This is a genomic window from Streptomyces sp. TG1A-8, from assembly GCF_030499535.1.
Classification (GTDB): Bacteria; Actinomycetota; Actinomycetes; order Streptomycetales; family Streptomycetaceae; genus Streptomyces.
In genome coordinates this window covers 6602991-6623068 of the sequence record NZ_JASTLB010000001.1, presented here as the reverse complement: position 1 = coordinate 6623068, position 20078 = coordinate 6602991, and the positions used below count along the sequence as shown (strand labels likewise).

15 protein-coding genes and 3 pseudogenes are annotated in these 20078 nt (G+C 72.5%); 9 read left to right on the top strand and 9 right to left on the bottom strand.

Annotated features, from left to right (window positions below; genetic code table 11):
* Positions 1-161: 161 nt before the first annotated feature.
* Entirely contained in the window at positions 162-2765 is a 2604-nt protein-coding gene (locus QQY24_RS29365; RefSeq protein ID WP_301975731.1) for a PA14 domain-containing protein, read from the bottom strand.
* A 160-nt stretch (positions 2766-2925) separates the two neighbouring features.
* Between QQY24_RS29365 and QQY24_RS29360 the strand changes: the two genes are divergently transcribed.
* The 7 genes and pseudogenes from QQY24_RS29360 to QQY24_RS29330 form a co-directional block, all read left to right on the top strand.
* A complete protein-coding gene (locus tag QQY24_RS29360) occupies positions 2926-3939 on the top strand; it encodes a LacI family DNA-binding transcriptional regulator (protein ID WP_301975730.1) in 1014 nt (337 codons plus the stop codon).
* Positions 3940-4108: 169 nt separating this feature from the next.
* On the top strand, positions 4109-5203 hold the full coding sequence (locus QQY24_RS29355) for an ABC transporter substrate-binding protein (RefSeq protein ID WP_301975729.1): 1095 nt from the start codon (positions 4109-4111) through the stop codon (positions 5201-5203).
* Position 5204: 1 nt separating this feature from the next.
* Positions 5205-6740, top strand: a complete 1536-nt coding sequence (locus QQY24_RS29350) for a sugar ABC transporter ATP-binding protein (protein WP_301975728.1) — start codon at positions 5205-5207, stop codon at positions 6738-6740.
* Positions 6733-7695 carry an ABC transporter permease gene (locus tag QQY24_RS29345; protein ID WP_301975727.1) on the top strand — a complete coding sequence of 321 codons (963 nt, stop codon included), beginning with the start codon at positions 6733-6735 and terminating at the stop codon, positions 7693-7695. The genes QQY24_RS29350 and QQY24_RS29345 overlap by 8 nt, the downstream gene beginning before the upstream one ends.
* On the top strand, positions 7692-8723 hold the full coding sequence (locus tag QQY24_RS29340) for an ABC transporter permease (protein ID WP_301975726.1): 1032 nt from the start codon (positions 7692-7694) through the stop codon (positions 8721-8723). The genes QQY24_RS29345 and QQY24_RS29340 overlap by 4 nt, the downstream gene beginning before the upstream one ends.
* A gap of 7 nt (positions 8724-8730) precedes the next feature.
* A pseudogene (locus QQY24_RS29335) lies at positions 8731-9036 on the top strand (carbohydrate ABC transporter permease); the annotation flags it as partial.
* Positions 9037-9214: 178 nt separating this feature from the next.
* Positions 9215-9490: pseudogene (locus tag QQY24_RS29330) on the top strand (ABC transporter permease subunit); the annotation flags it as partial.
* A 28-nt stretch (positions 9491-9518) separates the two neighbouring features.
* Here QQY24_RS29330 and QQY24_RS29325 read toward each other — a convergent pair.
* Complete coding sequence (locus QQY24_RS29325; protein WP_301975725.1) at positions 9519-10298, bottom strand: SDR family NAD(P)-dependent oxidoreductase; 780 nt, start codon at positions 10296-10298, stop codon at positions 9519-9521.
* 79 nt (positions 10299-10377) lie between these two features.
* Positions 10378-12396 (bottom strand): arabinofuranosidase catalytic domain-containing protein, encoded by a 2019-nt coding sequence (locus QQY24_RS29320; protein WP_301975724.1) that lies wholly within the window; start codon positions 12394-12396, stop codon positions 10378-10380.
* A 183-nt stretch (positions 12397-12579) separates the two neighbouring features.
* On the opposite strand from QQY24_RS29320, the gene QQY24_RS29315 reads away from it, so the two are divergent.
* Entirely contained in the window at positions 12580-12735 is a 156-nt protein-coding gene (locus tag QQY24_RS29315; protein ID WP_301975723.1) for a DUF6131 family protein, read from the top strand.
* Between the two features lie 108 nt (positions 12736-12843).
* Here QQY24_RS29315 and QQY24_RS29310 read toward each other — a convergent pair whose 3' ends face one another.
* From QQY24_RS29310 to QQY24_RS29290, 5 genes are all read right to left on the bottom strand, one after another.
* Positions 12844-14208 carry a tannase/feruloyl esterase family alpha/beta hydrolase gene (locus tag QQY24_RS29310; protein ID WP_301975722.1) on the bottom strand — a complete coding sequence of 455 codons (1365 nt, stop codon included), beginning with the start codon at positions 14206-14208 and terminating at the stop codon, positions 12844-12846.
* Positions 14209-14516: 308 nt separating this feature from the next.
* Entirely contained in the window at positions 14517-15515 is a 999-nt protein-coding gene (gene gap, locus QQY24_RS29305) for a type I glyceraldehyde-3-phosphate dehydrogenase (RefSeq protein WP_301975721.1), read from the bottom strand.
* 121 nt (positions 15516-15636) lie between these two features.
* Complete coding sequence (locus QQY24_RS29300) at positions 15637-16593, bottom strand: GlxA family transcriptional regulator (protein ID WP_301975720.1); 957 nt, start codon at positions 16591-16593, stop codon at positions 15637-15639.
* Between the two features lie 123 nt (positions 16594-16716).
* Positions 16717-18231: a glycerol kinase GlpK gene (gene glpK / locus QQY24_RS29295; RefSeq protein WP_301975719.1), complete on the bottom strand. Its 1515-nt coding sequence runs from the start codon at positions 18229-18231 to the stop codon at positions 16717-16719.
* Positions 18232-18275: 44 nt separating this feature from the next.
* The gene (locus QQY24_RS29290) at positions 18276-19043 is read right to left on the bottom strand and encodes an IclR family transcriptional regulator (protein ID WP_301975718.1); all 768 of its coding nucleotides are present in this window, start codon (positions 19041-19043) and stop codon (positions 18276-18278) included.
* Positions 19044-19220: 177 nt separating this feature from the next.
* On the opposite strand from QQY24_RS29290, the gene QQY24_RS29285 reads away from it, so the two are divergent.
* Positions 19221-19646 (top strand): ATP-binding protein, encoded by a 426-nt coding sequence (locus QQY24_RS29285; protein ID WP_301975717.1) that lies wholly within the window; start codon positions 19221-19223, stop codon positions 19644-19646.
* A 54-nt stretch (positions 19647-19700) separates the two neighbouring features.
* Here QQY24_RS29285 and QQY24_RS29280 read toward each other — a convergent pair.
* Positions 19701-20051, bottom strand: a pseudogene (locus QQY24_RS29280) (pyridoxal-phosphate dependent enzyme); the annotation flags it as partial.
* Positions 20052-20078 lie beyond the last annotated feature (27 nt).

The window sequence follows — 20078 nt, the reverse complement described above, 5'->3', positions numbered from 1 at the left end:
ACCGGCGGTCCGCGCGGGGTGCCGTGGGCGGGGGTGCCGGGAAAGGCCGCCGGGTCCGGTCCGTCCGCCGCCGGGGCGGTGGACGGACCGGACCCGGGAGGGTCACGGGAGGGACAGCGGTCCGGCGGTTCGCGGGGAGGCGTGGCCGGACCGCCCCCGGATCAGGCGCAGCCCGCCGGAACCGCCCGTGACGCGTCGTCGATCAGCGCTTCGTGGGCGGCCTTCAGCCGGTGCACGTCGGGCTTGATCACCTTGCGGTCGTACGTCATCAGGCCGTTCAGCTCGCCCTCGACGTCCGTGATCTGCGTGTACACGGCGCCGTTGCCGCCCTTGCAGGCCAGCGCGTGCACCTCGGCCAGCTTCTCCAGGTAGTCGTCGGTGTAGGTGGTGGGGTCGACGTCGACGTACGACTGCTGCACCGACCAGGCGTGGCCGGGCACCGCGAGGCCGAGACCGCCGTACTCGCCGCTGACCAGGGCCCGCTGGCCGTCCGGGTGCGGTGGCAGGGCCGGGCTCGGGTAGCCGTGCTCGTCCATGATGTCGCCGGCTCCGCCGTCGGCGCCCAGGTTGAGGCCGGACATGTTGTTGACCAGCCGGGTGGGGTCCCAGGCCTTGGCCTGGGCGGCGACGCGGCCGACGTCGTACTGGCCCCAGCCCTCGTTGAAGACGACCCACATGACGACCGCCGGGCTGCTGACGTGCTCGTCGATCATCTGCTTCATCTCGCGCTCGTACTCGGCGCGGGCGGCGGCCGACGGGTTGACGCCCGCCGTCATGGCCGGCATGTCCTGCCACACCATCAGACCGAGCCGGTCGGCCCAGTAGAACCAGCGGTCGGGTTCGACCTTGATGTGCTTGCGGACGGCGTTGAAGCCCATCTGCTTGTGCATCTTCAGGTCGTAGGCGAGCGCCGTGTCGCTCGGGGCGGTGTGCAGGCCGTCCGGCCAGAAGCCCTGGTCGAGGGTGGCCATCATGAAGACGGGCTTGCCGTTGAGGACGGTGCGCGGGACGCCGTCGACCTTTTCCACCGCGATGGAGCGCATGCCGAAGTAGCTGCCGACGCGGTCCGCGCCCACGCTGACCCTGAGGTCGTACAGGAACGGGTCGTCGGGCGACCACAGGCGGGCGTGCGGGATCTTCAGGGTGAGGGGTTCGCCGGTGCGGCCGGTGGCCGTGGCGACCCGGTGCTTGCCGTCGTAGGCGGTCGCGGTGAGGCGGATCCCGTCACGCACGCCCTGCGGCTCGACGGTGAGCGTGCCGCCGTCGACGTCGGGGGTCAGCTTCAGCTGGTCGACGTGGTCGGTGGCGACGGGTTCCATCCACACGGTCTGCCAGATGCCGGAGGACGGGGTGTACCAGATGCCGCTGGGGTCCAGGCGCTGTTTGCCGACCGGCGGGTTCTCGCCACTCGCGGCGTCCGTCGGGTCGTAGACGCCGACGATCAGTTCCTGGGTGCGGCCGGGCTTGAGGGCGTCGGTGACGTCGGCGGCGAACTTGTCGTAGCCGCCCTTGTGGTCGGCGACCTTCACGCCGTTGACGTAGACCTCGGCCTGCCAGTCGACGGCGCCGAAGTTCAGCTGCAGGCGCTTGCCGGAGCCGATGTGCCAGTTCTTCGGCACGGTGAAGGTGCGGCGGTACCACATGCGGTCCTCGTGCCGCTCGATGCCGGAGAGCTGGGACTCGACGGGGTACGGGACGAGGATCCGCTCGCCGAGGGTGCGGCCCACGGGCGGCTGCTCGCCCTCCTTGGCCGCGGCGAACTGCCAGCTGCCGTTGAGGTTGCGCCAGTCGGTGCGGGTGAGCTGGGGCCTGGGGTACTCGCGGTGCGCGTTGGCGGGGGTGACGTCGTCGGCCCACTTGGTGCGCAGCTCGTAGGTGGAGTGGTTGGCGCCGCTGCTCCAGAACGCGCTGACAACGTTGCCGTCCTTGCCGGTCAGGCCGCCCTGGCCGTCGTAGCGGACGTCCGCCAGGCCGGGTGCGGTGCCGGTCCTGTTGCCGACGACCGGTTCCTTCAGCGAGAGGAGGAGGGACGCGGGGTGGTCCGGGTCCGGGCGGGCGGTGCCCAGCGGCCAGGTGGCGCCGCCGATGACCGCGTCGAGGTGGTCGGTGAGCCCGGCCGGGGGCCGGGCGAGCGCCTGTGTGAAGTCGAGCCGCAGGGTGCGCCCGTCACGCAGGACGGTGGCGGCGATGGCGCCGTTGTAGGCGTACCCGTCGGGCAGCAGGAACGCCGACTGCGGTACGGCCGTCTTGGTGCCGCCGGGCGGGGTCCAGCGCAGGTGGAGGTTGGAGCCCCCGTAGTGCTCGAAGTACTCGACCTTGATGTCGTAGGCGGTGTCGGCGTTCAGCTCGACGGGAGCGCTGGTCTGTTCGCGGTCCCAGTCGTCCACCCAGTGGTTGATGACGAGCTTTCCGCCGACCCAGAGGCGGAATCCGTTGTCACCGGTGACGGAGAAGGTGGTGGCGCCGGTCTTCTCCGGCACGATGCGGCCGGTCCAGCGGACGCTGACGTCGTCGGACTGGCCGGTGGCGGAGTTCAGGCGCGACTCCAGGGAGTCGAAGTCGAGCCGGGGGTCGAAGCCGGTGGCCTTGAGGTGGGCGAAGTCGAAGGCCCCGGGGGCGGATTGGGTGTAGTACTCGCCCTTCAGGCCGTGGACCACGACAGGGTCGTCCGCGGCCGCGGCGGTTGGGGTCGCGGACAGCCCGGCGAGGCCGAGCGCGGCCACGAGCAGTAGGGACATGCGCTGTCTGAGGGATTTGATGCGCACGGATCCTCCTTGGGTGAGGAAGGGTGGCGGCTCACTGCTTCAGTCTGTACAACGTTGGAAGCACACGGCAGTTGGCATGAGAGCACGGCTCTCCGCCGCTGTCCAGGGTCATGACAAAGCTCCGGCCTCCGGAGCGCCCATCGATGCCGAGGAGATCCCCTTGCGGGTCAGCCTGAAGGACGTGGCCGAACGGGCCGGCGTCTCGATCAAAACCGTCTCCAACGTCGTGAACAACTATCCGCACGTCACACCGGCCATGCGGGCCCGCGTGCAGGAGGCCATCGACGAGCTGGGCTACCGGCCGAACCTGATCGCGCGGCACCTGCGCAAGGGCCGTACGGGCATCATCGCGCTGGCCGTGCCGGAACTGGGCAACCCGTACTTCGCCGAGCTGGCGAGCGCGGTGATCGACGCCGCCGCGGAGCACGAGTTCACGGTGCTGCTGGACCACACCCGTGGCCGGCGGGAGCAGGAAGTGCTGGTCAGCCAGGGCTTCCGGGCCCGGGTGATCGACGGGCTCATCCTCAGCCCGCTGGAGCTGGAGGCCGAGGACCTCCAGGGGCGGTCCGACGACGTGCCGCTGGTGCTGCTCGGCGAGCGCGAGTACGACGCCCCGCACGACCACATCGCCATCGACAACGTGGCCGCCGCGCGCACCGCGGTGCGCCATCTGCTCGGTCGCGGCCGGACCCGGATCGCCTATCTGGGCGCCCGCACCGACTCCGCGAACCGCCCGGCCCACCTGCGACTCGTCGGCTGGCGCGCGGAGCTGGCGGCGGCGGGGGTGCCGGCCCCGGACGACCTGGTGGTGCCGGTCGGCGGCTGGGACCGGGACGACGGGGCCCGGGCCATGGCGCAGCTGCTCGACACGGGCGTGCGCCCCGACGCGGTGTTCGCGCTGAACGACCTCATCGCGATCGGGGCGATGCGGGTGCTGCACGAACGGGGGCTGCGGGTGCCGTGGGACGTCGCCGTGGTGGGGTTCGACGACATCGCCGAGGGCCGCTTCGGCGTGGTGTCGCTGACCACCATCTCGCCGGACAAGCAGGCCATCGCACGGATGGCGGTGGCCTCACTGCTGCGCAGCCTGTCGGGGCGAGGGGAGCCGGGCGGACGCGAGCTCACCGCGGAGTACCGGCTGGTGGAGCGGGAGAGCACGCTGGGGCGACGGTGACGGCGGCCCCAGGCCGCAGCGGGGGATTTCGGACGGAAGGCTTTACAGCACTCTTTCAACGATGTAAAAACCTCCCCTGAGCGACGTGCACGCCGAGTTGACCGCAAGAGCCGTCCTACCCCCGGGGACGTTCACCACGCACCCGGGGCCACGCCGTTTGGGGACACCCATGAAACCCATCGCACCGCTGCGTCGCACCTCCGCGCGCACCCTCCTCACCGCCGGCCTCGTCACGGGCCTGGCACTCACGACCGGATGCGCGAAGTCCGAGGACGACGCCGGCAACGACAAGGCCTCCGCCGCACAGCAGGACTCCGGCCAGGTCGTCGCCTCCCCGAGCGGTTCCGGACCGACCTGCGCCCTGGACGCCTACGGCGGCAAGAAGCTGGACCTGAAGTCCGCCACCGTCGGGTTCTCCCAGTCCGAGAAGGAGGCCAACCCCTTCCGCATCGCGGAGACCGCCTCCATCAAGGCCGAGGCCGAAAAGCGCGGCGTCAAACTGCTCACCGCCAACGCCCAGTCGCAGTTCTCCAAGCAGATCAGCGACGTCCAGGACCTCATCGCCAAGGGCGCCGACCTGCTGGTCATCGCGCCGCTGAACTCCGACGGCTGGGAGCCGGTGCTACGCACGGCCGCCGCCAAGCACATCCCCATCGTCACCGTCGACCGCAAGATCAACGCCACCCCGTGCAAGGACTACGTGAGCTTCATCGGCTCCGACTTCGTCGAGCAGGGCAAGCGCGCCGCCGACCGGATGATCGCGGCCACCGGCGGCAAGGGCGAGATCGCCATCCTGCTCGGCGCGGCCGGCAACAACGTCACCACCGAACGCACCAAGGGCTTCGAGGACCGCCTCAAGGAGAAGGCGCCCGGCCTCAAGGTCGTCTTCCGGCAGACCGGTGACTTCGCCCGCGAGAAGGGCCAGTCGGTCACCGAGAACCTCATCCAGTCCAAGCCGGGGATCAAGGGCATCTACGCCGAGAACGACGAGATGGGCCTCGGCGCGGTCAACGCCCTCAAGGGGGCGGGCAAGAAGCCCGGTGACGTGAAGATCGTGACCATCGACGGCACCCGCAACGCCGTGCAGGGCATCGTGGACGGCTGGATCGACGGCGTGATCGAGTCCAACCCGCGCTTCGGACCGCTCGCCTTCCAGACCCTGGACACCTTCACCCAGGGCCGGGCGGTGTCGCAGGACATCGTCATCCAGGACAGCTCCTACACCGAGGCCAACGCCAAGACCGACGTGGACAAGGCCTACTGAGATGCTCACGGTCACCGGACTGTGCAAGAGCTTCCCCGGCGTGCGGGCGCTGTCCGACGTGGACTTCACCGCCCGCGCCGGGGAGGTGCACGCCCTGGTGGGCGAGAACGGCGCAGGCAAGTCCACGCTGATCAAGGTGCTCACCGGTGTGCACCGGCCGGACGCCGGCGAGGTGACCTACGACGGCGCCCCGGTCCGCTTCGCCACCCCGCTGCAGGCGCAGCAGGCGGGCATCTCCACCATCTACCAGGAGGTCAACCTCGTCCCGCCGATGAGCGTGGCCCGCAACCTGTTCCTCGGCCGCGAGCCACGCGGCCGGCTGGGCCTGATCGACTTCCGCCGTATGCACCGGGAGGCGGAGGAGACCCTGCGCGGCCTCGGCATCCGGGTCGACGTCCGCCGGCCGCTGCGCGAACTCGGCGTCGGCGTCCAGCAGATGGTCGCGCTCGCCCGCGCCGTGGCCATCGACGCCCGGGTCGTGGTCATGGACGAGCCCACCTCCTCCCTGGAACCCCGCGAGGTGAGCACGCTCTTCGGAGTGATCCGCACCCTGCGGGACCGCGGCATCGCGGTGGTCTACGTCAGCCACCGCATGGACGAGCTGTACGAGATCTGCGACGCGGTCACCGTGCTGCGCGACGGGCGCGTGGTGCACACCGGCCCGCTCGCCGGCCTCGACCGGCTGCGGCTGGTGGCGCTGATGCTCGGCCGGGAGATCGGCGAGGTGCGCCAGGAGGGCCTGACGAAGTTCTCCGGCTCCCACGACGCGGCGGCCGAACCGGTGCTCACCGCCGAGGGCCTGACGATCCGTCACCAGCTCCGCGGCGTCTCGCTGTCGCTGCGCCCCGGTGAGGTGGTCGGCCTGGGCGGACTGCTCGGCTCCGGGCGCAGCGAGACCGCGAAGGCCGTGGCGGGCGCCCTGCCCCTGGACGGCGGCCGGGTCGTGGTGGCCGGGGTGCCGGTGCGCGGCGGCTCCAGCGCGGCCGCGATCCGGGCCGGCATCAGCCTGCTGCCGGAGGACCGCAAGAGCGAGGGGATCGTGCCCGGCCTGTCGGTGCGGGAGAACATCGCGCTCGCCGCGCTGCCCGGGCTGTCCCGGTTCGGGCTGGTGGACGACGCCCGGATCGACCGGATCGTCGACACGTTCATGAAGCGGCTGCGGATCAAGGCGGCCGGCCCGCACCAGAAGGTCGGCGAGCTGTCGGGCGGCAACCAGCAGAAGGTGCTGCTGGCCCGGTGGCTGGCCGTGAGCCCCAAGGTGCTGCTGCTGGACGAGCCGACGCGCGGCATCGACGTGGGCGCCAAGGCCGAGGTGCAGGCCCTGGTCGACGAACTGGCCGACGACGGCCTGGCCGTCCTGCTGATCTCCTCCGACACCGAGGAACTGATCGAGGGCAGCGACCGCGTGATCGTCCTCAAGGACGGGGCGGTGGTGCGTGAGCTGACCGGCGACGCCGTCAACGAGGACGAACTGATGCGTGCGATCGCCGCCGTGCCCGCGGGCGCCGGCGAGGCCGCAGGAGGGCACGATGACTGACCTCACCCTGGTCCGCGGCGCGGCGGACCGCGCCCGGCTGCTGCGACTGCTCCAGGAGTACGGCGTCTACGCGGGCGTCGTGGTGCTGCTGCTGTTCAACTTCGGCTTCACCCCGCACTTCGCCTCGGGGGAGAACTTCCGCACCCAGGCGGTGCAGGTCGCCCCCGTCCTGATCGTGGCCCTGGGCATGGCGCTGGCGATCGGCACCGAGGGGGTCGACCTGTCGGTGGGCTCGGTGATGGCCCTGTCCACCTCGCTGCTGTCGCTGTACCTGGGGTACGGCCCGTGGCCCGCCACGCTGATCGCGGTCGTCGGAGGCATCCTGGTCGGCGTCGCGAACGGGGCGCTGGTCGCCTTCGTGGGCGTGCAGCCGATCGTCGCGACGCTCGCGCTGATGGTCGCCGCCCGGGGGCTCGCCCTGGTGCTGCTCCCCCAGCTCAAGGACGTCCACGACCCGGGCATGGCCACCCTGGGCTCCGGTGACGTGCTGGGCGTGCCGTACCTCGTGCTGATCGCGGCGGCCCTCGCGCTGCTCGTGGCGTTCGTCGTGCGGCGCTCCACGTTCGGGCGGCAGCTGCTGGCCATCGGCGACAGCCGGCCGGCGGCGCGGCTCGCCGGGCTTCCGGTCGGCCGGGTCCTGGTCGTGGTGTACGTCTGCTCCGGCGCGCTGGCGGCGGTCGCGGGCGTGCTGGCCACCGCCCGCCTCGCGGCGAGCGACCCGACCTCGCTCGGCACCCTGATGGAACTGTCCGCGATCACGGCGGTGGTCGTCGGCGGCACCCCGCTCAGCGGCGGACGGGTGCGGATCGGCGGCACGGTCGCGGGCGCCGTGCTCATCCAGTTGCTCACCACCACGCTCATCAAGCACGACCTGCCGCCGTCGTGGACGCAGATCGCCCAGGCCGTGGTGATCGTCGGCGCCGTCTACGCGGCACGTGAACGGGGGAAGCGATGACCACGGAGACCGGGGAAGCCACCATGCGGACCGACGGCTCCGCCCCCGTGACCGACGACCCGCCCGGCGCCGGCCGCGCGGAGCGCCTGAGCGCGCTCGCCCAGCAGCACGGCGCCCTGGTCACCCTCGTGATCGCCATGGTGGCGGCGTCGCTGAGCTTCGACACCTTCCTGACCGGCGACAACCTGGAGAACATGGCGCTGTCGTCGGCCTTCCTCGCCGTCGTCGCCCTCGGCATGACCTTCGTGATCGTCACCGGCGGGATCGACCTGTCCGTCGGCTCGCTGTTCGCCCTCGGCGGGGTGCTCGCCGCGTGGGGCTCGCAGTACGGCACCGTGGTGGCACTGCTGCTGCCGCTCGCGGTGTGCGGGCTGATCGGCCTGGTCAACGGGCTGCTGATCGCCCGCTCCCGGCTGGCGCCGTTCATCGTCACGCTGGCCGCCATGCTGGGTGCGCGGGGCGTGCTGCTCTCGCTCACCGACGAGGGATCCCGGACGTACCTGGTGGACAAGGACTCCTTCTTCGCCCGGCTCGGGCAGGGCTCGCTGCTCGGCGTCGGCGCGCCGGTGTGGATCACGCTCGTGCTGTTCGTGCTGGGCGCACTGGTCCTGCGGCGCACCCGGTTCGGCCAGTACGTGTACGCCGTCGGCGGCAACGAGGACGCGGCGGCCCTGATGGGCGTGCCGGTGGCCCGGACCAAGGTCGGTGTGTACACCCTGTCGGGCCTGTGCGCGGGCCTGGCCGGTGCCCTGAACGCGGCCTGGCTGGTGTCCGGCGTGACGATCCTCGGCTCCGGGATGGAGCTGGAGGCCATCTCGGCGGTCGTCATCGGCGGCACCCTGCTCACCGGCGGTTTCGGTTTCCTCAGCGGATCCCTGGTGGGGGTGGCGCTGCTGAAGGTGATCCAGAACGTCATCAACCAGATCGGCTCCCTGGACTCCGCCTACCAGCAGGTGGTCAGCGGGGCGTTCCTGGCGGTGGTCGTCATCGCGCAGACCTGGCTGGGACGCCGCCGGCGGGTGCTGTGAGGGGAGGGCGGCCATCGACGGGGCCGGGGCGTGGCGCAGGCTGTGGTCGATCACGCTGCCCCAGCTGAGCCGGATCACCGTCGTCATCACGGTCCTGCAGGTCCTAGCCTCCCTGAAGGTGTTCGACCAGGTGTACCTGCTGACCAAGGGCGGCCCCAACGGCTCCACCCGACCGGTCGTCGAGTACGTCTACGACATCGGCTTCACCGGCTACCGGCTCGGTTACGCCTCGGCGATCAGCTACATCTTCTTCGCCCTCGTCCTGATCGCCTCCGCGGCGCAGTACGCCGCCCTCCGCCGCCGGGAGAAGTGACATGACCTCCACCGAACTGCCCGTCCGCCCGGCGGTCGCGCCGCGCTCCCCCGCACCCGCGCGCAGGCGCGCACGCGGCCACCGGGGCGGCGGACCGCGCACGAGCCTCGTTCTCGGGGAGAGCCGCCTGGCGCGCGTGCTGGCGCTCGCCGTGCTGGCGGTGCTCGCCGTGGTGTGGCTGCTGCCGCTGTCGCGGCCCATGCTGGCGGCCGTGTCGATCTTCGTGTTCATCGGTGCCTGGAACAACTTCCTGTGGCCCTTCGTCTCGACGTCCGACCCGGCCCTGATGACCCTGCCGGTCGGCATCACCTCGGTGAAGGACGCCTACGGGATCCAGTACGCGCAGACGATGGCCTCGGCCGTGCTGGCGGCCCTGCCCCTGGTCGCCGTCTTCGTGTTCTTCCAGCGGCACATCGTCAAGTCCGTCGCCACGACGGGGCTCGGCGGTCAGTGACCCCGCCCGGCGGCGGCTTCCCGCGGGCTCAGTGCACGGAGAAGCCGCCGTCCACGAAGAGGGACTGGCCGGTGACGTAGGCGGCGGCGCGGCCGGCCAGGAAGACCGCCGCGCCCGCGAAGTCCTCGGCCAGGCCGTTGCGTCCGGTCATCGTGCGGGCGGCGAGGGCCGCCACCGTCGCGGGGTCCGAGGACAGGCGGGCGTTGAGCGGCGTCATGACGAACCCCGGCACGAGGGTGTTGCAGGTGACGCCGTGGGGCGACCAGGCCTCGGCCTGGGAGCGGGCCAGCGCCTCCAGCGCCCCCTTGGAGACGCCGTAGGCGCCGCTCCGCACGAACGCCCGGTGCGCCTGCTGGGAGCTGATGTGGATGATCCGCCCGAAGCCCCGTTCGGCCATGCCGGGCCCGAACCGCCGGCCCAGGAGGTGGGGCGCCTCCAGGTTCACGGCCATGGTGGTGTCCCACACGTCCTCGTCCAGGTCGTCCATGGGGGGCCGCAGGTTGATCCCGGCGGAGTTGACGAGGATGTCGGGCTCCCCGAACACCCCGGCCGCTTCCTCGGCCGCCGCGCGCACGCCGTCGCGCGTGCTCAGATCGGCGGCCACCCAGGCCGCCCGGCAGCCGTGGGCCGCCAGCTCGGCGGTGGTCTGCGCCAGTCGTTCCCTCCCGCGGGCGACGACCACGACGCTCGCGCCCGCCCGGGCGAGGGCTCCGGCGACGGCCCGGCCGATGCCGGAGCTGCCGCCGGTCACGACGGCGACCCGGTCGTCCAGCGAGAACAGTTCGGAGAGGTACGCCTGGGAGGTCATGGCCGCACCCTAGGCGGTGCGGGGGCCGGTGCGCGGCGGCGGGGGCGGGGACCGGGCCGGCCCCGCCCCCGCCCGGTCGTCAGGTGAGGTGGAACTTCTGCGCCGCCGACCCGTTGCAGTCGTAGATCTGCAGCCGGGTGCCGTTGGCGGTGGCGCCGCTGGGCGAGTCGAGGCACCGGCCGGACTGGGGGTTGAGCAGCGAACCGTCGGCCTGCTGCACCCACTTCTGGCCGCCGACGCCGTTGCAGTCCCACAGCTCGACCTGCGTGCCGTTCACCGTGCCGTTGCCGTTGACGTCCAGGCACCGGCCGAGCGTGCCGAGCGAGCCGTCGGCGCGGTGGAACCAGTGCTGGTCGACGGACCAGGTCTGGCAGTCCCACAGCTGGACGGCGGTGCCGTTGACGCCCGTGTCGTCGGCCGCGACGTCGACGCACTTGCCGCCCGGACCGGTGACGGGGGCGCCGCCGTTGACCGAGAACTTCTGCGCCGCCGACCCGTTGCAGTCGTAGATCTGCAGCCGGGTGCCGTTGGCGGTGGCGCCGCTGGGCGAGTCGAGGCACCGGCCGGACTGGGGATTGAGCAGCGAACCGTCGGCCTGCTGCACCCACTTCTGGCCGCCGACGCCGTTGCAGTCCCACAGCTCGACCTGCGTGCCGTTCGCCGTGCCGTTGCCGTTGACGTCCAAGCACCGGCCGAGCGTGCCGAGCGAGCCGTCGGGGTTGTGGGTCCAGTGCTGGTCCTCGGCGTAGGACTGGCAGTCCCACAGCTGGACGGCGGTGCCGTTGACGCCCGTGTCGTCGGCCGCGACGTCGACGCACTTGCCGCCCGGACCGGTGACGGTGCCCTGCGGACCGTTGGGCACGTTCGTCCGGCCCGCGTACCCGACCGAGACGACGTTCGCCTGCACGGCGTTCTCGGCGGCGTCGGTCGGGTAGCCGGAGACCATCACGCCCTCGAAGAACGTGCCCATGTTCCAGTTGCTGTTGTCGCCGCCCGTGCCGAGGATGATGCCGCCCTCCTGGTGCATCGGCTGGTAGCCGCCGCGGGTGGGCAGGGCGCCGTCCCACCAGGTGGTCAGTGCCCCGGACTGGGAGTCGCCGCCCTTGAGGGCGTACCGCGTCTGGCCGTTGTTCTTCAGCACCGCCGTGACGAAGGCGCTGTTGTTGCCGCGGTTGGCGGTGTTGGAGCCGTTGTCGCCCTGGAACATGCCGTTCTCCAGGTCGGCCTCGATCCAGGGGCCTGAACCGGTGCACGGCGCGAAGTAGCACGTGGTCGCGATGCTGACCGCGTCCATGTGGCCGTTGCCGGTGTCGGCTGGCGTGCTCTCCGCGTTGCCGTAGTCGAAGCAGCAGGCGGAGCCGACGTGGGTGCCGCTGGCGACCATGTAGGCGCCCTCGGCCTGGCCGTTGACCGCCACGCCCGAGGCCACCCCGGTGTACCGGTAGCCGACGCCGGGCGAGATCCACACGCCGTAGACCTTGTGTCCGCCGGCGGTGACCGCGATCTCGCTCGCGTCCGCCCCGCGGTCCGCACCCATGCCGGCGGTGCCGGCCGGGCCCGGCGCCAGGTCGTTGTGCCGGGAGGTCTGGTCGTAGATCTTGGTGATCCGGCACGTCGAGCCGCCGCAGAACGTGTCCTGCTGGACGGCGTTCGCGTAGCCGCCCGCGGACAGCAGGCCGATGTCGGCCGTGGCTCCGTCGGAGGTCCGTGTGACGCGGTACAAGGGACCGTTGTAGGAGGCGAAGAGCGCGCGGGTCGTGCTGTGCGCGGCGACGCAGGGGGTGCCGGCGGCACCGTAGATGTCGCAGGGCGCCTGGGCGGCGGCCTGGGAAGGGGCGGCCAGGCCGACGAGGGCGCCCAGCAGCAGCGCCAGGGCGGACAGGACGGACAGCGGTCGTCCGTGGGGCCGCCGGGGTGGCCCGGCCGGCCGGGAGGTGCGGGCCCCGGCGTCTGCGGCGGCCCGGGGAACGGCAGATCTCTTTCCGCGCATCGTCTGCTCCTCGCAGGACGGGACGTGCTCCAACTGGCGGACCCCACAACCGGGTTCGGGTTCGTTGCGGCTGGTGCGGAACGTACGGAAGACGTTCTGACGTGTCAAGATTTGTTGCTTCGACCTTATTTAAAGTTTTGGACGTGTCTTGAAATGTTGCTTCGAGTCGGATGGTGCGATCCACGGGGGCCGACTCGGACGGGCGGAAAGTTTCCCGGTCGCCGGCGACGTACGGCTCCGATTTCAGGGCACACGGACTGGTAGGAGTTCACACCCGTCGGGAGGCACGTCATGATCGCCCTCGGTATCATCCTGCTCGTCGTCGGTTTCCTCACCGGGATATCGATCCTGTGGACCATCGGCATCATCCTGCTCGTGATCGGCGCCATCCTGTGGATCATGGGCTCCATGGGGCACGCCGTCGCGGGCCGGCGGCACTACTGGTAGGCGTCCCCGCGCACCCCGGGCGCGAAGTGACGCAGCTGGACGGCGAGGGCATCGCCGTCCAGCTGCGTCTTCGCGTGTTCCGCCGTGCCCCGCGGGCCGGGCGCCCCGTCAGGTCAGGGACCCGGTGTTGACCAGGTCGCCGGAGTCCGGGCGGGCGACGGTGCCGCTCGCCGGGGGTTCCTCGCGGTGTTCCACCCAGGCCGTCAGCGCGGTGAAGGCGGCCCGGTAGCAGGGCAGGATCGGACGCAGCCGGTCCGGGTGGGTGTCGTACAGGCCGTCGACGTGGGTGCCGCCCTCGATCCGGTAGTAGCGGTGCAGGCGGGAGCGGCCCTCGTCGGCGACCATGCGCGCGTAGACGTCGGACTGCACGCCGATGGGCAGCAGCGCGTCCAGGGTGCCGTGCAGGGTGATCATGGGTTTGCCGATGCGGCCGGTGAGCGAGATCCGGGCGACGGCGTCGTGGACCGACCGGGGCCGTGCTGCGTAGTCGTAACCGGCGTCGGAGGGGCAGGGGGCGAGGATCTCCCCGGGGGTCGTGCCCGCCGACGCGCCGGGGCAGGCGGGATCGAAGCCGGGGTCGAACACGGCGCGGTAGGTCTTCTGGGTCAGGCCCCAGTACACCTCCTCGTGGTACGGCCACAGGAACTCCGTGCCGCGGGTGAATCCGGCCGCGTACATGTCCTCGTCACCGGCCCGTCCCAGTTGGCGGGCGACCGCGGTGGGCAGGAAGGTGAACAGGTTCGGCCCGTCGGGCCGCCACAGCGGTCCCTCCCAGTCGACTCCCCCGTCGTACAGCTCGGGGTGGTTCTCCAACTGCCAGCGGGTGAGGTAGCCGCTGTTGGACATCCCGGTCATGTAGGTGCGGCGCGGGGCGTGCCCGTAGTACCGCGCCACGGTGGCCCGGGCCGCCCGGGTCAGCTCGGTGGCGCGCCGGTTCCACTCGGCCAGGGCGTCGCCGGGCCGGGTGCCGTCGGTGTAGAAGTCCGGGCCGCTGTTGCCCTTGTCGGTGGCGGCGAACGCGTAGCCCTGGGCCAGCACCCAGTCGGAGACGACGGTGTCCATCGCGTACTGCCCGCGGGTGCCCGGGGCGCCGGTGACGACGAGCCCGCCGTTCCACCCGTCGGGCAGCCGGATCACGAACCGGGCCCCGTGGTGCCCGCCGTGCGGGGCGGCGCGGCGCGGGGCGTCGGGGAAACAGCCGTCGATCTGCACACCGGGAACGCCCGAGGGGTTGCGGGTGCCCCGTGCGGTGAGCCCCGACCAGTCCGCCGCGTCGGTGCAGGGCGTGCCGGCCAGGGCGCCGGTGGTGAGGTCGTCGTGGCGGGAGATCCGCCGCAGTGCGGCGCCGGGCACCGCGATCCGGCGCCGGCCGGTGCCCCCGGCGCCGCCGCCGGCTGCCCGGGCGGCGGGGGTGAACCCCGAGGCGGCGAGCAGGGCGGCGGACAGCAGGGTGCTTCGTCGACTGGGACGCATGGGGTCGCGGCCTTCCGGATCCGAGGGGCACGGGTGCGGGTGCCGACGGGGCCGGGGCGCGGGGCGGTGCAGGAGCGTGCCCACGGCCCGGCGTCGGCACGCCGCCCATCGTGGGCGCCGCGCACCCCACCCTGCTACGGACGTCGACCATACTCCGGCGGTCTTCGCGGTGGGGTGGTCCCATATACCGCCCTGACCGAGTCCCATGAGCGCGGATCGGGCGCGGGCCCATCGAGGTCGCGTCCGGTGCCGGAGGGGACCGCCCGTGCCGCTTGCGCGGGCCGGGCGGTCGGCCGGACCGCGCGCGGTCAGCGGCCGGCGAGGAGCCCGAGCGTGTCGATCACCCGGTTGGAGAAGCCCCACTCGTTGTCGTACCAGGCGACCACCTTGATGTGGCGGCCGTCGACCCGGGTGAGGGCCGAGTCGAAGATCGAGGAGGCAGGGTTGCCCGTGATGTCGGACGACACCAGCGGGTCCTCCGAGTACTCCAGGACGCCGGCGAGCGGCCCGTCCGCCGCGGCGCGGTAGGCCGCCAGCACCTCGTCACGGGTCACGTCGCGGGCGACGGTCGTGTTGAGCTCGACGAGCGAGCCCACCGGAACCGGCACCCGGATCGAGTCGCCCGACAGCTTGCCGTCGAGGTTCGGCAGCACCAGGCCGATCGCCTTGGCGGCGCCCGTCGTGGTCGGCACGATGTTGACGCCGGCGGCGCGGGCGCGGCGGGGGTCGCGGTGCGGTCCGTCCTGCAGGTTCTGCTCCTGCGTGTAGGCGTGCACCGTCGTCATGAAGCCGTGCTCGATGCCGGCGAGCTCGTCCAGGACCGCGGCCAGCGGCGCGAGCGCGTTGGTGGTGCAGGAGGCGTTCGAGACGATCGTGTGCGCGGCCGGGTCGTAGGCGTCGGTGTTGACCCCGAAGGCGAGCGTGACGTCGGCGCCGTCCGACGGGGCGCCGACCAGGACCTTGCGCGCGCCGGCCTTGAGGTGGGCGCCGGCGGCGGCGGCGGACGTGAAGCGGCCGGTGGCCTCCAGCACGATGTCGACGCCCAGCTCGGCCCACGGCAGCTGCGCCGGCTCGCGCTCGGCGAGGACCTTGATGCGGTGGCCGTCGACCACCAGGTCGTCGCCGTCGACGCTCACCGGGCGGCCGAGCCGGCCGGCCGTGGTGTCGTAGGCGAGCAGCCTCGCCAGGGTGGCGGGCTCGGTGAGGTCGTTGACGGCGACGATCTCCAGATCGCCGTCGCGTTCGAGCCATGCGCGCAGGACGTTGCGTCCGATGCGACCGAATCCGTTGATGGCGATGCGCGTCATGAGTGGTGTCCCTTTCGCTGTGCGCTTGCTGCGCCACCAAGATCGCACACGTCGTCCGCCGGTGACAGCGGCGCCGTTGCCATGGTTCGCAAGGATCTCGCCACCCCGGGACGGGGGCGGTTCACTCGCCCCGGGTGAAGGTGCGCCGGTACTCGGTCGGTGTGGTGCCGAGGAGGCGCTGGAAGTGCATGCGCAGGTTGGCGCCGGTGCCCAGGCCGGCGTCGGCGGCGATCCGCTCGACGCTGCGCTCGGAGCGTTCGAGCAGTTCACGGGCCATGTCGATGCGGGCGCGCATCACCCACTGCATCGGTGTGTAGCCGGTGTCCTCGGCGAACCGCCGGGAGAACGTCCGGGGCGACACCCCCGCGTGCCGGGCGAGCGCTTCGAGGGTGAGGGGCTCGGCGAGCCGGTGCAGCGCCCATTCGCGGGTGGCGGCGAACCGCTCCCCGAGGGGCTCGGGCACGCTGCGCGGCACGTACTGCGCCTGGCCTCCGCTGCGGTAGGGGGCCGCGACCAGGCGCCGGGCGGCGTGGTTGGACGCGGCGACCCCGAGGTCACCGCGCAGGATGTGCAGGCACAGGTCGATGCCCGAGGCGGCACCGGCGGAGGTCAGCACGCTGCCCTCGTCGACGAACAGGACGTTCTCGTCCACCCGGACGAGCGGGTGCTTCGCCGCGAGCGCCCGCGTGTAGTGCCAGTGGGTCGTGGCGCGCCTGCCGTCGAGCAGGCCCGTGGCGGCGAGCGCGAAGGCGCCCGTGGAGATGGCCGCGAGCCGCGCGCCGCGCGCGTGGGCGCCGGTCAGCGCGGCGACCACCGCGGGCGGCGGCTCGTCGCGGTCGGGGAACCGGTAGCCGGGGATGAAGACGACGTCGGCCCAGCCGAGCGCGTCGAGGCCGTGCGCGACGTGGTACGACAGGCCGTCGGCACCGGTGACCAGGCCGGGAGCCGGGCCGCACACCCGTACCTCGTACGGCATGCTGGCCCGGGTCGTGAACACCTGCGCGGGGATGCCGACGTCGAGCGGCTTGGCCCCTTCGAGCACGAGGACGGCGACGCGACGCAGGCGGGAGGCTGGCACGGGCAGCAGCGTACGGGGCGGGGCGGGGCAGCCTGCCGGGGGGTCCGCGGCCCGGTGTGCGGGGCGCGGGGCGGCAGCCCGGCCCGGTCAAGGGGGCGAGGACGGTCAGGGGGGCGAGGACGGTCAAGGGGGCGAGGACGGTCTGATCCAGCCCAGGGAGCGTTCGACGGCGCGCTGCCAGTTGTCGTACTCCGCCTGCCGGTGGCCGGGGTCCATGGCGGGCAGCCACTGGGCGGCCCGGTGCCAGTTGCGGCGCAGGACCTCCAGGTCCGGCCAGTAGCCGGCGGCGAGCCCGGCGGCGTAGGCGGCGCCGAGGGAGACGGTCTCGGCGACCATGGGCCGCACCACGGGCACGTCGAGGACGTCGGCCACGAACTGCATGAGCAGGTTGTCCGACGTCATGCCGCCGTCCACCTTCAGGCTCCCGAGCGGCACCGGGAAGTCGGCGTTCATGGCGTCGACGACCTCGCGCGTCTGCCAGCCGGTGGCCTCCAGGACGGCCCGGGCCAGGTGCCCGCTGGTGATGTAGGAGGTGAGGCCCACGACGACGCCGCGCGCGTCGCTGCGCCAGCGGGGTGCGAACAGTCCGGAGAAGGCGGGGACGATGTAGCAGCCGCCGTTGTCGTCGACCGTCCGCGCGAGGGTCTCGATCTCGGGCGCGCTGCTGATCAGCCCCAGGCGGTCGCGGAACCACTGCACCAGTGAGCCGGTGACGGCGATCGAGCCCTCCAGGGCGTAGACCGGCCGCTGGTCCCCGATCCGGTAGGCGACGGTCGTGAGCAGTCCGTGCCGGGACCGTACGACGTCGTTCCCCGTGTTGAGCAGCAGGAAGCTGCCCGTTCCGTAGGTGCACTTCGCGTCGCCCGGGGAGAAGCAGGTCTGGCCGAACAGGGCGGCCTGCTGGTCGCCGAGGGCGGCCGTGATGCGCACGCCGGGCAGCAGCGCGCGGGCGGTGCCGTAGGTCTCGGCGGACGACCTGATCTCCGGCAGCATCGGCCGGGGGACGCCGAAGCACGCCAGGAGCTCGTCGTCCCAGGCGAGGGTGTGGATGTTCATCAGCATGGTGCGGCTGGCGTTGGTGGCGTCGGTGACGTGCAGGCCGCCGTCGGGGCCGCCGGTGAGGTTCCAGATCAGCCAGGTCTCCATCGTGCCGAACAGCACATCGCCGTCCTTCGCGCGCCGCTCCAGGCCCTTGACGTGGTCGAACAGCCAGCGGATCCGCAGCGCCGAGAAGTACGTGGAGGGCGGCAGGCCGCACCGGTCGAGGAAGAACTCCTCCCCGGGCCGCTGTCGGAGGGCTTCGACGAGCGGCGCCGTGCGGGTGTCCTGCCAGACGAGCGCCGGGCCCAGCGGGGCGCCCGTGCGCCGGTCCCAGAGCACCGTCGTCTCCCGCTGGTTGGCCAGGCCGACGGCGGCGACCTGTTCGGCGCCGGCCCCCGCGCCGGACAGTGCCTCGGGCACGACGCGCCGCAGGTTGTGCCAGATCTCGACGGCGTCGTGCTCGACCCGTCCGGGCCGCGGGAAGTACTGCCGGTGCTCCCGCTGGGCGACGGACACCAGCCGCCCGCCGTGGTCGAACAGGATGCATCGGGTGGAGTTGGTGCCCTGGTCGATGGACATCACATAGCGTTCCACCATGATCGGGTCCGCCTTCCGGGGGGTCGGGGAGAGCCGGGCCGGGGCTACCAGCGCGCGGCGCCCAGGTCTTTGGAGATCGCCCGGGCGGCCTCGCGGAGCAGGGTGGCCAGGTTCGGTCGGGGGCGGCCGTGGCCGTCGCAGATCCGTTCGACCGGGCCGGACAGTCCGATGGCGCCGACGACGAGACCGCCGTGCGCGCGGATCGGCGCGGCGATCCCGGCCTCGCCCATGCTCATCTCCTGGATCTCGGCGGCCCAGCCGAGCTCCCGGACCTCGGCGAGCGCCCGGGCGAGCTGCTCGGCGGTGATCAGGGTGTGCCGGGTGTACGCCTCCAGACCCGCTTCGAGGGCCGGCCGCAGGGGCGCGGTCCCGTAGGCCAGCAGGACCTTGCCCAGCGAGGAGGCGTGCAGCGGGAGCAGGGATCCGACGTCCAGGGTCTGGAGGGTGTCGTCCGGCCGGAACACGTGGTGGACGACGAGGACCCTGCCCTCCAGCGGAGTGCCCAGGCGCACCGCCTCCCCGCTGCGGGCGGCCAGGGCGTCGGCCCAGTTGACGGAGCGCGAGCGCAGCTCGTTGACGTCGAGGTAACTGGTGCCGAGGTGCAGCAGGGCGGCTCCGAGCTGGTACTTCCCGGTCGCCGCGTCCTGCTCCACGAAGTCCACGTACTGGAGCGTGCGCAGGATGCCGTGGGCGGTTCCCTTCGCCAGCCCGAGCGAGGCCGCCACCTCGCCGAGTCCGAGTCGGCGCTGTCCGGCGGCGAGCAGGCGCAGGATCGCCGCCGCTCGTTCGATCGACTGGACGGAGCCGGCCATGAAGCGAGCTTATTACCCCCGGGCGGGCTCCGCTCCGCGGGCGGATGACCGGTTCGGGAGGAGATGGTGGCAATCGTTCGGTAATGCCGACCTCTGTTCATTGACCGGCCCGGCCCGGCTCCCTAAGTTGCTGCGAGGTCCGGCCCCGGGCCGCAGCGACCACTTCCTGGAGACACGATGGCGGTACAGCTCAGCACGCTGCTTCGGGAGGCCCACGAACACGTCTGTCCGACGCCCCCCGTCGCCGGAGCCGTCCCGGTCGTACGGCGGCGGGCGGACGCCGTGCTGGCCGAGTGGAGGGTGTGCCCGCACCTCGTCGAGGACGCGCTGCTGGTGGTGTCGGAGCTGCTCACCAACGCGATCGCGCACGCCCTGCCCCCGGTGGTGCTGCGTCTGTCGTGGGTCCGCCACGGCGGTCCCGGCACCCTGCGCGTGGAGGTCACCGACGGCGGCCCCGCGCGCCCGGCGGGCGGGGTTCGCACGGGGACCGACCTGGACGAGCACGGCAGGGGCGAGGGGATCGTCCGCGCCCTGGCGAACCGGTACGGCATACGCATCCATCCCGGCGGGGTGACCCGGTGGGCCGAGCTGGGCCCGGCCTGAGCCGCGGCGGCGCCCACCCCTGCGGCGGGGGGCGGTGGCCCGCGGACCGCGGGGTCCGGCGGTCGCCTCCCGTTTCGAGCGCGGGGCGTCCTCGGGCATCAGCACCACGGCCGTGGTGCCCAGTTCACGGGCGGCCAGGGTGGTGGCCTGGGCGTGGTTGCCGGAGGAGTAGGCGGCGACGCCCCGGGCCAGCTGCCCGGGGGCGCGCTGCGCGACGGCGTTGTAGGCGCCCCGGAACTTGAAGGCGCCGACGCGCTGGAAGTTCTCGCACTTGACGAACACCTCGGCGCCGACCCGGGCGTTGAGCGTGCAGAGGGTGAGGACGGGGGTGCGGTGGGCGATCCCGTCGAGGCGTGCGGCGGCGTCGCGGACGTCGGCGCGGGAGACGGGCGGGGCGGCGGCCATGACGTGTCCTTGGGAGGGGAGGGAGGC

Coding starts and splice junctions, on each gene's coding strand:
- QQY24_RS29350 (WP_301975728.1), top strand. CDS start 5,205: ATGCTCACGGTCACCGGACTGTGCAAGAGCTTCCCCGGCGTGCGGGCG.
- QQY24_RS29355 (WP_301975729.1), top strand. CDS start 4,109: ATGAAACCCATCGCACCGCTGCGTCGCACCTCCGCGCGCACCCTCCTC.
- QQY24_RS29310 (WP_301975722.1), bottom strand. CDS start 14,208: ATGCGTCCCAGTCGACGAAGCACCCTGCTGTCCGCCGCCCTGCTCGCC.
- QQY24_RS29285 (WP_301975717.1), top strand. CDS start 19,221: ATGGCGGTACAGCTCAGCACGCTGCTTCGGGAGGCCCACGAACACGTC.
- glpK (WP_301975719.1), bottom strand. CDS start 18,231: ATGGTGGAACGCTATGTGATGTCCATCGACCAGGGCACCAACTCCACC.
- QQY24_RS29315 (WP_301975723.1), top strand. CDS start 12,580: ATGATCGCCCTCGGTATCATCCTGCTCGTCGTCGGTTTCCTCACCGGG.
- gap (WP_301975721.1), bottom strand. CDS start 15,515: ATGACGCGCATCGCCATCAACGGATTCGGTCGCATCGGACGCAACGTC.
- QQY24_RS29345 (WP_301975727.1), top strand. CDS start 6,733: ATGACTGACCTCACCCTGGTCCGCGGCGCGGCGGACCGCGCCCGGCTG.
- QQY24_RS29340 (WP_301975726.1), top strand. CDS start 7,692: ATGACCACGGAGACCGGGGAAGCCACCATGCGGACCGACGGCTCCGCC.
- QQY24_RS29325 (WP_301975725.1), bottom strand. CDS start 10,298: ATGACCTCCCAGGCGTACCTCTCCGAACTGTTCTCGCTGGACGACCGG.
- QQY24_RS29290 (WP_301975718.1), bottom strand. CDS start 19,043: ATGGCCGGCTCCGTCCAGTCGATCGAACGAGCGGCGGCGATCCTGCGC.